Here is a 12,685-nt window from a genome sequence, read left to right as displayed (position 1 = left end):
GGCCTCCTATTTATACCAGCTTCTGGCATCCGTCAACGATTTGCCCTGTCCGTGATGCCGGGCAAAATTGAACCCCGGCCGTATGGCAAAAGCCCCAAATTCACCTTCTTTGTTTAAGGCCAAAAATCCGATTTGGGTATTGTCTATGTCTTTACTTTTGGACACCGCCCTTTTCACTGCTTCTTCACAGGCTTCCTGAGGTGTCCGGCCCTGACGCATCAACTCCACTATCAGGAAGGCGCCACAAATCCTGATAACTTCCTCTCCCAGGCCCGTAGCGGTAGCTGCCCCCACTTCTTCATCCACAAACAAGCCTGCTCCAATGATGGGACTATCCCCTACCCTTCCATGCATTTTATAGGCAAGTCCACTGGTAGTACAAGAGCCAGCCATTGCACCATTTTCATCCATACCCACCATGCCAATGGTATCGTGATTTTCTATATTGATGACAGGCTGGTACTTGGCATTTTCCTTCCATCGCATGTAGGCCTCCCGGGCCTTGGGACTAAGCTCCTCTTGCTCTATGGGCATTCCTTCAGAAATGGCAAACAGCCTTGCTCCTTCCCCGGCAAGCATGACATGGGGTGTCTTTTCCATGACTTTTCTTGCCAATGTAATGGGATGCTTTACCTGCCTTACAAATGCTACAGAACCGCAAGAGCCATCTCCTTTCATTATCGAAGCATCCAATGTCACGATCCCTTCCCTGTCTGGCAATCCCTGAAGCCCTACAGAAAGGTTACTTAAATCATTTTCAGTCACCATGACGCCTTGCTCCACGGCATCCACTATGGTCCCTCCACTGTTCAGCACTTCCCAGGCTTTGTCATTGGCCGGCATACCATGGTTCCAGGTGGACAATACCTGCGGAGTGAAATTTTTTACTGTTTTTTCTTCCTTTCGAAAGGTTTGCAAAGACCCAGCATTTCCTGCCAAAGGAATTCCTGCCAATGTGGATAGCAGGGAATGCTTGATGAATTTTCTTCTTCCTCCCATAAATTTTTTGTGTTAAAGGTTGTATTTGGTCAAAATAAATAACAAACATGATAAAATATTTTCAATAAATACCTTGGCTTTATATATTTTTATAAATAACTTAAAATTCGCTAGACCATAAAAAACCTTTTTCCCTTTTACTGCCGGTATTTTGAGAAAAAAATCGTTTTCGGACAAAATCAAAAAAAATCTGTCTAAAATTACATAAATTTTTTAATGTAAGTAATAGCTAATTAATAAAATTTTTTATTAATTTGCACAAAAATTAACCTGATGAACCTGATTGATCCAAATATAGTCCTTGAAAAAAAGGAAGGGGTTGTTGAGATTAAAAATTATATCAACAAGCTAAAAATCGTCAAGGAGTTGTACACCCTTGGTAATAACACCGCCAATAACATTTGCCAGCTGGTAGGCATCAGTTTACCGACAGTAAATTTGTTATTGGCAGACCTTTTGGAAGAAAATATAGTCATAAAGGAAGGAAGAGGTCAATCTCAGGGAGGAAGGAAACCAGACCTTTACGGACTTGCACCCGATTCTTTTTTTATTTTGGGGATAGACCTCAGTCGCTATGGAGCGAAGGCAGCTGTTTACAACACCAAAAATGAAAGGGTCTCAAAAATAAAAACGGTCAAACTAACCCTGAATAATGAGCCAAAAACCCTGGACAGCATCTATGATTTTTCTATGGAAGTAATCGCCTCATCCGGCATACCGGAAGAAAAAGTCATAGCCGTAGGGATCAGCATGCCAGGCCTGGTAGATGGTGTTGCAGGCATCAATCATACCCATTTGAAATCGGGAAAAAAACCGCTCAAAGATCAGTTGGAATCCAAGTTTGGGAGAAAGGTTTTTATTGAGAATGATGCCAGAGCGAAAACATTGGCCGAATTTAAATTTGGTAATAATAGTGGTCATAAAAATGTATTGGGCATTTTTGTCGATTGGGGAATAGGTTTAGGCATTATCATTGATGGAAAACTGTACAGAGGTTATTCAGGGTTTGCCGGTGAATTCAGTCATTCCCCCTTATTTGATGCCAAGGAAATCAGTTGTTCCTGTGGCAAAAGAGGCTGTCTGGAATCAGTGGCTTCCGGAGGAGCGGTGGTACGGTTGGCAAAGGAGGCCATAGAATTAGACAAAGACTCCATCCTGGCCCGGTTATCTGAAGGGAAAGAAGAGAATATTGACCCATCCATTGTAGTGGAAGCCGCCAGTGCCGGAGACCAGCGAGCGATCAGTATCCTGTCTGATGTGGGGCTTGACCTGGGCAGAGGGATTGCCATTCTTATTCAGTTGTTTAATCCAGAGCTAATTATTTTAGGTGGTGCCATTGCTGAAGCAAATCAATACATCACCACTCCTATACAACAGGCATTGAACATTTACTCTATGGCCAAGCTTAGAGAAAAGACTTCCATCGAACTTTCCAAATTGGGTAAGGAAGTCGGTCTCAGGGGAGCCATAGCTATTGTGAATGAACATATATTTGAAGACACGATCAACTCACACTAGAAAATTAAAACTCATACAAAAGATATGTTAGCAAACTATCCACTTTCGAAAACTGAAGAGGCTTTTTTCGAGGATTCAGAAACAGAGACCGTCACCACCAGGATTCCTTACCTCACGGTAGATAATTTCCCAAAACTGGGATTGCTTACCGCATGCAGGTTTTTAGAATGGGTTTCTACCAATCCCGATGGTGTCATCAGCTTACCTACAGGTAAAACACCGGAATACTTTATCAAATGGACCAAGTTTCTGCTGGAAAATTGGGATAAGAAAAAAGGACTGGAATTAAGGGAAAAGTATGGTCTGAAAGAATGCAAAAAACCTGTACTGAAAGACCTTCAGTTTGTTCAAATTGATGAATTTTACCCTATCTCCTCCGAGCAAAAAAATAGTTTTTATCATTATGTAAACAAGTTCTACATAGAAGGCTTTGGCCTGGACCCCAAAAAGGCCCTGCTGATAAATTCGGATGAAATCAAATTGGCAGAAGGGAAATCCTATAAGGAAATTTTCCCAGACTCAAGGGTAGATTTATCCTTGCGCTATAGGGAATACACCAATAATCAGGAAAGGCTACAACAGGAATCCATCTACCTTATCGATCAGTGGTGTGGGGAGTATGAGGCCAAAATCCGGGAAAAAGGCGGTATTGGCTTCTTTGTTGGGGGTATTGGTCCGGATGGACACATTGCTTTCAATACCAGGGGCTCCGATATCTTTTCCACTACCCGGCTAACGGAAACCAATTTTGAAACCCAGGCTGTGGCCGCAGGGGATCTGGGTGGCATTGAAATTTCTGCCAATCGGCTGGTAATCACCATAGGATTGGACACCATCGTTCACAATCCGGAAGCAGTGGCCATCATCATTGCTGCCGGGGAAGCCAAAGCGCCCATTGTCAAACAGTCCCTGGAGCAATCCATGACCAATGTCTATCCCGCCACAGTACTTCAGAAACTGAAAAATGGTCGGTTTTATCTTACCAAAGGTGCCGCTTCCAAATTGACTGACAGTGTGGATCAGTATTACTTCACCGGAAAATGGGATTTCACCAAAACGGAGCGGGCAGTATTGGACCTTTGTAAAAAATTACAAAAATACGGCCACAGGATCACCCTGGAAGACCTGAAGAATGACAAATATACCAGTCAGATACCCGATCTGAATGAAAATACTGTCAATGAAGTCATTCAAAGTATCAGCAGTAAGATCGACAAGGGAATGGAAGAGGAAAAGAATGAGGTTTTTCTTCATACCGGTCCCCACCATGATGACATATCTCTCGGAATCTTACCCCAAATAACGAAACAGCTCCATGAAAACAGTAACGAGGCTCATTTTGCTGTGTTGACCTCCGGTTTTACTGCAGTTACCAATTCTTTTGTAATCGACACGCTGAAAAGTACCAAGAAGTTTTTGGATGAGGGCCGCATACAGATGGTCAAGTTCGAAGATTTCTATGAGTCTGGCTACAAACTGAAAATGGACAAGGACGTCTATCATTACCTGACCAATGTAGCTTCTGAAAATGCGGAAGAAAGGCTACGAGGATTGTGTCACAGGGTAGTAAGAGCGATTGTATTTACTTTTGGCATCAAGTCCACCATGCAGCTGCGGGATCAGATCAATGAAATCATCACCGTACTAAAAAATTCCTATGATGGGGAGAAAAACCCAAAAAACATCCAAACCTTAAAAGGGATGATCAGGGAATTTGAAGAGGAATTGGTATGGGCACATTTTGGGGTGCAGGTAAAGAACGTTCATCATTTACGATTGGGTTTTTATACCGGAGATATATTTACCGAGCAGCCGGATAAGAAAAGAGATGTGGAGCCCATTTTAAATATGTTAAGGGAGATCAAGCCTACCAAGCTCAGCCTCACCCTGGATCCCGAAGGAAGTGGTCCAGACACTCATTACAAGGTATTGCAGGCCACAGCTGAAGCGGTTAGACAATGGAGTCTGGAAGAGGACCTAAGTAATTTTAAGATTATAGGATATCGAAATGTCTGGTTCAAATTTGATGCGGCTGAGTCCAATGTAATCGTGCCCGTTTCCCTAGGTGACATGTCTGTTATGGAAGATTCTTTTACCAACTGTTACATGAGCCAGGTAAATGCTTCCTTTCCCAGCTATGCCCACAATGGTAAATTCAGCACGCTTGCAAGGAGAACCTGGGTAAACCAATTGAGCGATGTGCAGCTTTTATTAGGTAAAAACTATTTTTACCAACACCATACGGCAAAAGTCAGGTCCAGTCATGGATTGATTTTTTTCCGCGAGATGGGTGTAGAGGATTTTCTGGTGGAAGCCAGAGAGCTGGAAAAATCTACCGAAGGCATGTTGTAAACCTACTTACTGAATCGTTTTATCCGCAGGTGTAAAAAGCATCCTGCGGATATTTTCTTTTGTAAGCAAAATAATGCCTGGCAGGCGCAGGTCATTCGGGGTAAAAAATTAATCGGGGTAATTCCGAAAACAAACAAAAAAATGAAAGCAAGCAATACGGTACTTGGAATGGATATAGGCGGTACAAAAATCAGTTCCGGAATAATCCGTGAAGGTAAATTAGTCGAAAGAATTGAGAGTAAAACCCCTGCCAGTTTGCCCCAGGAAGAGATCCTTGATGCCATTTCCTCACAAATATCAGCTTACAATAAATTTAACTTCAAGTCCATAGGCATTGGCATACCCGGGCTGGTAGACCCTATCCAGGGAATTGTTTATAACCTGGCCAATATTCCTTCTTTTCAAAAAGTAAATTTAAAAGCATACTTAGAAAGTAAATTTAAGGTTCCCGTAGCCGTAAATAACGATGCCAATTGCTTTGCCCTGGGAGAGTACAAATTTGGTCCGGCATATGCACACCGCCATGTGGTAGGCATTACCCTTGGGACAGGTATTGGAACAGGCATAATCGCAAACGGACACCTTTACACAGGCAGGCTTTGTGGGGCAGGAGAATGGGGTGCGGTGCCCTATCTGGACCAAACATTTGAAGATTATTGCAGTAGTAAATTTTTTAAAAGTAAATACAGGTACAGTGCCAAGAAATTATCCGCAAAAGCGAAAGATGGAAATGCAGAAGCCCTGCAGATTTTTAATGCCTATGGCAGACACCTGGGCGAATTGATTTACCGCTTATTACTCACCTATGCTCCGGAGGCCATTGTTATTGGTGGTTCCATCAGAAAAGCCTATCCCTATTTTAAAAATGGCCTGCAAGAGGTCATCAATAATTTCCCCTATAAACCCATTTCGGAAAATTTGAAAATTTATGTTTCCGAACTGGATGATTCAGCCATTCTAGGTGCCATATCCATGGTAGAGGAAAATGAATTTTTAATAAAAAACGAAAATCTGGCCGACACCAGACCATCTTTGGCCTAACCTTTTCTTGAAGGCTGCAAAAATCACCTTTTCAAAGGTATCTCTCCTGTATACCCACCCCTATCTCTTGTTGAGGTTTATAGAATTATTGAATACCTTTGAAAGATTGAAATGAAAGGACATGGGAAAACAGTTGTTGTTAGTTTTGTTTGTATGGCTATTTCTTCCCGGCAATAACCAGCCATTAGCCATTCCCGCTGCTGAAAAAGCGCTTGTTAAACAAGAAGACCAGGTAGAAGCCTGGATGGTGGAGCATCTATTTTCCATCACAGAAGTAATGGTTACCGATGTAGCCACCCCTCCTGGTGCAGCCAGGTTTTACAGTTACTCCTTACTAGCGGCCTATTTGGTTTTTCAGGAAACTCAAAGCACCTCCAGGGACCCGCTACTCAAAAACCTGAATGCCCCACTCCCGGATTTACCCTCAGCAAGCTATTTGGACGAAGTTACTTTTAACCGGTCATTTGCAAGCATTTATGCCATGCTGGAAGTGGGTAAAAAACTGATGCCCTCAGGTAAGAGACTGGAAAAGTCACAGGAAAAACTTATTGATCAATTTATCAAAAACAGATACCTTAGAAAAAAAGCACTACCCGCAAACATCCGGTATGCCGAAGAGGTCGCCTCCCTGGTATTAAAATACGCCAGAGAAGATGGCTATGGCTACCTGAGCACCCTACAGCGTTACAGTCCAAGTCCCGGTGAAGGAAAATGGTACCCTACACCACCGGCATACCTATCGGCCATTGACCCCGAATGGAGAACCATCAGGCCTTTTTTTATAAAGGATGCCGAAGCCTTTACTCCCGACCCACCCGCTGAATTTTCCATGGAGGAAGGAAGTTCCTTTTACCGGCAAGTACATGAAGTGTATGAGGTCACCAGTGCCTTAACTGAAGAACAGCAGTTGATTGCCAATTTTTGGGATTGCAACCCTTTCAATGTATCCTACAGTGGCCATATGGCCATTGGCCTCAAGAAAATTTCCCCCGGAGGACATTGGATGGGAATCACGGGCATAGCCGCACTAAAAGCAGGGCTCGACTTAAAAAGCAGTATCTACATCCACACCCTGGTGGCCATGGGATTACATGATGCTTTTATCAGTTGTTGGGATGAAAAATATAGAAGTGACCGGATCCGACCGATTACTGTCATCAATAAATTTATTGACCAAAGCTGGAGGCCGATTTTACAAACCCCGCCTTTTCCAGAGTACACCAGCGGTCATAGTGTCATTTCCAAAACAAGTGCCATTATTCTCAGCTCATATTTCGGGGATGATTTCAAATTCGTCGATACCTCGGAGGTTTTTTTCGGCCTTCCCGAACGTTCTTTTGACTCTTTCCTGCAAGCTTCAGAGGAAGCCGCCATTTCGAGACTATATGGAGGGATTCATTTCAGAGATGCCATTGAAGAAGGCATGAAACAAGGCGAAGCAATCGCTCATTACATCCTGAGTACAATTGATATACCCAAAGAAATACTGCTTACAGCGGACCAATAAAATTAAACGGATATATAATACCCGGGCTGTGAAATAAAATTATTATTTTTTTTATCTTCAGGGAAAATCATTTTATTCCCATGAAATCGACACGACTAAAATCATCATTAAACACACAGAGCAATGATTATTTTAATCGTCAAAGATTCTCCCGATTTAGTATCGGGACAGGCATCTGACCGCTTAAAACAAATTATAAACACATGAAAAGAAGAGACTTCCTTCAGGCCACTGCGCTATTGGGTGGGGCATTGACCCTGCCTGCAAAAGGATACCCTAACATCCTACCTGGAAAAAAACCAAAACATGTGCTGATAATCGGAGCCGGTTTATCAGGACTTGCTGCCGCTTATAAGCTCAAAAAGGCTGGCATCAAGACTACCATCCTGGAGGCCAGGAACAGGGTGGGTGGTCGGGTATTTTCCCATCAACCCGTGAAAGGGGAAAGCCAAACCATAGAGATGGGAGCAGAATGGGTAGGAGCTTCTCATGAAAGGGTGATCGAACTCTGCCAGGAGTTTGATCTCAAACTTTTCGATAACCGTTTTGAAACGGATCTGATTTATCATGGCAAACATGAAAAAGCTGGTAAATGGAGCTTTTCTCCTGAGATGGAGACATTTTGGAACAATAAAAAAATATACTGGGATAAGCTGTCTGACAAAGAAAAAGAAAAGATGGATCAAATGGATTGGTGGAGATTCTTATCCAGAAAAGGATTTTCTGACCGTGACATTGACATCAGGGAGCTTTTAGACAGTACGGATTTTGGTGAGTCTATCCGCAAGGTATCCACTTTTTGCGCATTGGCAGAGTATGCGGAAAGTAGCGAAAAAAACGAAATGGATCTGAAAATCCAGGGGGGAAATGACCTGCTTCCTAAAAAAATGGCAGCTGCCATTGGAAGCGATTCGATAATGTTGGGAAAAAAAGTATCCAAGGTGGAACAATCCCGTGAAGGAGTGAGGCTGACTTGTGCCAATGGCGAGGTATATCAGGCCGATCAACTGATTTGCACGGCTCCTACTTATATGGTCTTGAAAATTGACTGGCAGCCTGTCTTACCGGTAAGCATGACTGAGGCGCTTCAAGGGCTTCAATACGCCAGAATAGGAAAATTTCCAGTGGTATTCTCCGAACGTTTTTGGGGAAGAGAGAATTTTGATTGCGTCACCGATGGAGTAGGACACTATTTCTACCATGGCACCAAAGACCAACCCGGCAAAAAAGGTGTGCTGGTAGCCTATGCCATTGGCGATAAAGCCGAAGTATTACATGCACAGCCCAAGGAAGCCAGACTAAAACTGATCCTGGATTCCCTTCGACCCGCCTTTGGAGATCTCAGCCATTTGGTAGCCGGCGAAAACAGTTACTATTGGGGCAAAGACCAATATTCCTACGGAGCCTACGCCCAGTACGGGATAGGACAGTGGTTTGATTTGATGCCCATTCTGAAGAGACCCTTCAAATCGGTTTACTTTGCCGGTGAACATCTGGCAGACTGGCAGGGATTTATGGAAGGGGCCATCAACTCGGGAGAGGAAGTGGTGGAGCAAATGCTTTCCTGATTACTCCATTTTTATATCCGGAGAATCAAAAATTACTTCAAATCCATCACCTTTTGGGGAGGCGGCCATGATCCCTAGCTGCAGGAAATTGCAGGGAGGAAAGAAAGCTAAGCGCAGCAATTCAAACTTTATCCCATCAATGCTGTAAGATATTTCTACATGATCGCTGCCTCTCCTCGCTTCTATCCAAAAAGCGGAAGGAATTTCTGATAAATTTTTTACAGACCAATCTGAAAAATCCCTTGTCACCACTACACTTGCCTTAGCCAATCCATCTACATATTCAATGCCTGCCTTGATCCAATTGTTCTCATCCAGGCGAAGCATAAGCCCTGCCTGATCATACAAATCCCGGTATTGACCCGAAAATTTAAGTCGACAGGTAAATAAACCTGCTACTTCCCGATAAAAAAAATGTCCATCATGTTTGACAAAATCATAATGGGTAATGCGCCAAAAATCACGCTTCCTATCGGTTTTCATCTCAAGAGATTCCTGGTCCGCATTCCATTTCAGGGGCTCATTCAGCCATTGAAATTCCTCCCATTTTTTACTGGACATGACATCTATAATTTAAAGCCTTGGGTAGGGAATTCTTTTCCCCTTCCCTACTTTTTGGTTAAAGTTACCTCGATTTCCTGATAGTACAAAACTGTCAACCCCTCAAACCCAGAGTCTGTACCCACTATCAGCCACAGTTTCCCTTCCTCATCGGCCGTCACTTGCTGCGGACGATCCTGATTGTCCCTTGAAATGATCTGGTAAACAAAATCATCTCCTGCTATCCCAATAGTTCCCAAACCGTACATATCAGAGCCATCCTGGGATTGATTCCCTTTATCAATATTCATCCGATGGTAAGTGGTCTGGGCCTCCTCTACAGGCTCCGGCTCGGGTTCAAAATTTACCGCACCTGCCTTCAAATAAACCGAACCTCCGGGGCTTCCTCCTATACCGACGGAATTTTCAGGATAACTGGAGGCTAATTTCACCTTAAATACTACCTGATAGCTGGCTCCGGGCTCTAATCCGGAAATTTCCTTTTTCAGAAACATGAACAAATCATCACTTCTGTTGTGGCCCTGAACACGAATGGCCTGGCCTGTTTCCCCTGTTTCTTCTGGTAAATTATCCAGTTCAACCTCTAACTCATAGCTATCGAGCCCGTCAACAGGCAGATCCGCAAAGCCTCCTGCCCATCCCTGCATCCCTGAAACAAAACTATCTGAAATAACCCTGATATCCCCTTCTGGCTGAGAATCATCTTCTACACAGCCTGGGACCAGCAGCAGGGAAGAAAGGATCATTCCAATCCTACTCAATAAGTATACATGAGAAAACAAGATTTTTCTACCGAATGTCAGGTTGTCTACAGTTTTCATATAAACATGGCTTTAAATGTTAAATCTTTTTTTCCATACAATTTCAATTTCCCGCCCGATATCACACCGGAATGAATGGAAGGCAGGGTTCCTATCAAGTCTAATGAAAATTGGCTGTCACAACATTGTTGATTGATGCGCTGCAAACTTCCAAAGGTAAAACTTTGACTACCTGCTTCATAGGTATACAAACCGTATACCATTGTGGCCTCCAGCTGAACAAAAAAGATGGAATCATTGACAAATTCCAGAAAGTATTTGGGTCCCTTAAGTAGCCTGTCCGACGACCCCTCCCCTTTGCCCGGCACAAACTCCCATGTTGACTGAGACAGTGAAACCGATGGCCTGGGCTTTGGCTTCCATTTTTCTTTAATGGGTAAATACAAGCCTGATAAAAGCAGGGTCCAAATAACAGGTGCTAGATACTTTGTTTCCATTTTATTTTTCTTTATCGTCCTTTGCCGGCCTGCCACCTGGAATTGATACCACCACTTAGCTGATCTCCAGATCTACAGCCAAAGAAAAAACCGGCTCCACCCCATGACCCGGGAAAAGTGTTTAGTTATTAGCAATCCGGTCAAATGTAGCAGGCCTTTATAATAAGAGACGTAAACTTCCATCCAAGCGCTACATCAATATATGGCATGATTTTGGCCAATTTCCATCACCTAACCAAAAGACAAAAAAATGATTTCTCCACAAACACATCCAGTAATTCATTCTCCCTTGTATTTCAATGGAGATAAGGTAGACAAAGGGTCCAATAGAAAAACGCCGGGCACAGCAGGTGAGGGGCCACGCCCTCCAAGAAGAAACGAATATCCCGATCAAGAAGAGAAGAAAAAGGAAAAATCAGAAAAAAAGGAGCAAAAAAAATGACATCCGGTAAATGGTTTTGCTATCAGGGATCTAAACGAAAGGTAGCGGTTTCTTAGGCTGTTGCCCCTCAGGCGTTTGATAGGAAGGTAAATGGCCAATCGGCACCAGATGGTTTTGATAGTAACATCTTATGAATTCCAGCTTCGGTAGCCTGCTCCCCCGCATTCCCCTCCCGAATACCTGAGGGTAGCGCGTCATTTGATGTGCTATTCTCCTTGCGGGAAAGTCAAAAAATGAACAACAGTAAGAGAAAAAGCCGACCCATTGTCGGTCTGTTCATTCAAGCTACAATCACTTTCTATCAATTGACATCGATTACCATCTTACCTAAGGAAACCACAATTTTTAGCAAGCGGTCGTGGATATTTTTCCTTGAAGTGGCGTAAGACTCTTTGTTATAACAATCAGTAAAATCACTCAGGTGAAGAAACAGCTTGTCGCCCCCGTCTGTCAGCTCTACACTGATCTTAAGCCCGCTGCTGTATTCCAGTTGCACCATATCCATTTGTCTGAGTTCGGGCTCACTTTTCCTACCAGTCAGTTTATTGAAAAACAATTGCTTTTTGTAGTCCGATATGCTCACCAATTCTTCATGCATCGCGTCTGAGGGCGGCTTGTTTCTGAAGCGATCAAATATTTTTTTATTCTCTCCCTCAGAGCTTATATTGAAGGACTTCTCTCCATATAATTTATACCGGATCTGAAGGTCTACATGAAAATCAAACAGGCTTTTCTCCTCCCCTTTCAATTTTTTAACCAGGGAATTGATCAAATCAAGCTGCTTTTCCACGTTGATGTCCTTATCCAAATCCATGATGACATGGTTTTTCTCATCAAAAGCCAGGAATTCACGGATATCATCATCCATGCTCATGATTTTTTCTTTAAGGTCATCATATCCGGCATGGGATTCTTTGTAAGCCCCATTGTTTTTGGTGATGATTTTATCAATTTGCTGAGAAAGGACAATACTTTTGATTACAATTTTCGTCTTTTCTTCCTCCATTACCGGATATCCCTCGCCTGCCAAAAAAGTATGGGCAAACAAAGCAGCCTGTTGATGGGCATTGAAAACCAGAAACCGCCCTTCAGCATTCGGGTATCCGATAATGGTTCGCTTCAATTCATGATCAAAACCCAGCACAAAGTCGAAATCTTGCCCCTTTATTTTCTCCAGAGCGGGCAACAAAAACTTGTAGTTGAGGTTTTCATCGGAGGTCTTTTCCGGATCATAAAACAGGGGCTCAATAGTACCTTCACTGACAAATTTTAATCCTTTGGCAGGTTCTGGCAGGTAAATCAATCCCTTGGGCGTAACATTAACATCAACAGGCTGGTCGTTTTCCATTGCTATAGTATTTTCAAATTTGAGGATGTACCTGGCTCAGGTACATTACCGATGAGCTGGCCCGGATAATCATTCCATTATCTCCTGAATT

The 12,685-nt window shown here is 43.1% G+C and carries 11 protein-coding genes; 6 read left to right on the top strand and 5 right to left on the bottom strand.

Annotated elements, in window-relative coordinates; all coding sequences use genetic code 11:
• Positions 1-6: 6 nt before the first annotated feature.
• Positions 7-999, bottom strand: a complete 993-nt coding sequence (locus GL182_RS23660; RefSeq protein ID WP_163382463.1) for an isoaspartyl peptidase/L-asparaginase family protein — start codon at positions 997-999, stop codon at positions 7-9.
• 273 nt (positions 1,000-1,272) lie between these two features.
• On the opposite strand from GL182_RS23660, the gene GL182_RS23655 reads away from it, so the two are divergent.
• The 5 genes from GL182_RS23655 to GL182_RS23635 all read left to right on the top strand — a co-directional run bounded on the left by GL182_RS23655 (position 1,273) and on the right by GL182_RS23635 (position 8,985).
• Positions 1,273-2,517, top strand: coding sequence for an ROK family protein (locus GL182_RS23655; RefSeq protein ID WP_163382461.1), 1,245 nt, complete (start codon positions 1,273-1,275; stop codon positions 2,515-2,517).
• 24 nt (positions 2,518-2,541) lie between these two features.
• Complete coding sequence (locus tag GL182_RS23650; protein ID WP_163382459.1) at positions 2,542-4,869, top strand: PIG-L family deacetylase; 2,328 nt, start codon at positions 2,542-2,544, stop codon at positions 4,867-4,869.
• 141 nt (positions 4,870-5,010) lie between these two features.
• On the top strand, positions 5,011-5,910 hold the full coding sequence (locus tag GL182_RS23645) for an ROK family protein (protein WP_163382457.1): 900 nt from the start codon (positions 5,011-5,013) through the stop codon (positions 5,908-5,910).
• Positions 5,911-6,031: 121 nt separating this feature from the next.
• Positions 6,032-7,417: a vanadium-dependent haloperoxidase gene (locus GL182_RS23640; protein WP_163382455.1), complete on the top strand. Its 1,386-nt coding sequence runs from the start codon at positions 6,032-6,034 to the stop codon at positions 7,415-7,417.
• Between the two features lie 203 nt (positions 7,418-7,620).
• Complete coding sequence (locus tag GL182_RS23635) at positions 7,621-8,985, top strand: flavin monoamine oxidase family protein (protein ID WP_163382452.1); 1,365 nt, start codon at positions 7,621-7,623, stop codon at positions 8,983-8,985.
• On the opposite strand, the gene GL182_RS23630 is transcribed toward GL182_RS23635, so the two are convergent.
• From GL182_RS23630 to GL182_RS23620, 3 genes are read right to left on the bottom strand one after another with little or no spacing between them, the layout of a single operon-like run.
• The gene (locus GL182_RS23630) at positions 8,986-9,546 is read right to left on the bottom strand and encodes a DUF1349 domain-containing protein (RefSeq protein ID WP_163382450.1); all 561 of its coding nucleotides are present in this window, start codon (positions 9,544-9,546) and stop codon (positions 8,986-8,988) included.
• Positions 9,547-9,593: 47 nt separating this feature from the next.
• Positions 9,594-10,367: a hypothetical protein gene (locus tag GL182_RS23625; RefSeq protein WP_163382448.1), complete on the bottom strand. Its 774-nt coding sequence runs from the start codon at positions 10,365-10,367 to the stop codon at positions 9,594-9,596.
• Entirely contained in the window at positions 10,364-10,804 is a 441-nt protein-coding gene (locus GL182_RS23620; protein WP_163382446.1) for a hypothetical protein, read from the bottom strand. Before GL182_RS23620 ends, GL182_RS23625 begins: the two co-directional genes overlap by 4 nt.
• A 250-nt stretch (positions 10,805-11,054) precedes the next feature.
• Between GL182_RS23620 and GL182_RS23615 the strand changes: the two genes are divergently transcribed.
• A complete protein-coding gene (locus GL182_RS23615; protein ID WP_163382444.1) occupies positions 11,055-11,246 on the top strand; it encodes a hypothetical protein in 192 nt (63 codons plus the stop codon).
• A 301-nt stretch (positions 11,247-11,547) separates the two neighbouring features.
• On the opposite strand, the gene GL182_RS23610 is transcribed toward GL182_RS23615, so the two are convergent.
• Positions 11,548-12,594 (bottom strand): hypothetical protein, encoded by a 1,047-nt coding sequence (locus GL182_RS23610; protein WP_163382442.1) that lies wholly within the window; start codon positions 12,592-12,594, stop codon positions 11,548-11,550.
• Between the last annotated feature and the right edge of the window lie 91 nt (positions 12,595-12,685).

This window comes from Cyclobacterium sp. SYSU L10401 (genome assembly GCF_010993705.1).
Classification (GTDB): domain Bacteria; phylum Bacteroidota; class Bacteroidia; order Cytophagales; family Cyclobacteriaceae; genus Cyclobacterium.
This window is presented reverse-complemented; position numbering and strand designations above follow the sequence as displayed.

Coding starts and splice junctions, on each gene's coding strand:
- GL182_RS23660 (WP_163382463.1), bottom strand. CDS start 999: ATGGGAGGAAGAAGAAAATTCATCAAGCATTCCCTGCTATCCACATTG.
- GL182_RS23655 (WP_163382461.1), top strand. CDS start 1,273: ATGAACCTGATTGATCCAAATATAGTCCTTGAAAAAAAGGAAGGGGTT.
- GL182_RS23650 (WP_163382459.1), top strand. CDS start 2,542: ATGTTAGCAAACTATCCACTTTCGAAAACTGAAGAGGCTTTTTTCGAG.
- GL182_RS23645 (WP_163382457.1), top strand. CDS start 5,011: ATGAAAGCAAGCAATACGGTACTTGGAATGGATATAGGCGGTACAAAA.
- GL182_RS23640 (WP_163382455.1), top strand. CDS start 6,032: ATGGGAAAACAGTTGTTGTTAGTTTTGTTTGTATGGCTATTTCTTCCC.
- GL182_RS23635 (WP_163382452.1), top strand. CDS start 7,621: ATGAAAAGAAGAGACTTCCTTCAGGCCACTGCGCTATTGGGTGGGGCA.
- GL182_RS23630 (WP_163382450.1), bottom strand. CDS start 9,546: ATGTCCAGTAAAAAATGGGAGGAATTTCAATGGCTGAATGAGCCCCTG.
- GL182_RS23625 (WP_163382448.1), bottom strand. CDS start 10,367: ATGAAAACTGTAGACAACCTGACATTCGGTAGAAAAATCTTGTTTTCT.
- GL182_RS23620 (WP_163382446.1), bottom strand. CDS start 10,804: ATGGAAACAAAGTATCTAGCACCTGTTATTTGGACCCTGCTTTTATCA.
- GL182_RS23615 (WP_163382444.1), top strand. CDS start 11,055: ATGATTTCTCCACAAACACATCCAGTAATTCATTCTCCCTTGTATTTC.
- GL182_RS23610 (WP_163382442.1), bottom strand. CDS start 12,594: ATGGAAAACGACCAGCCTGTTGATGTTAATGTTACGCCCAAGGGATTG.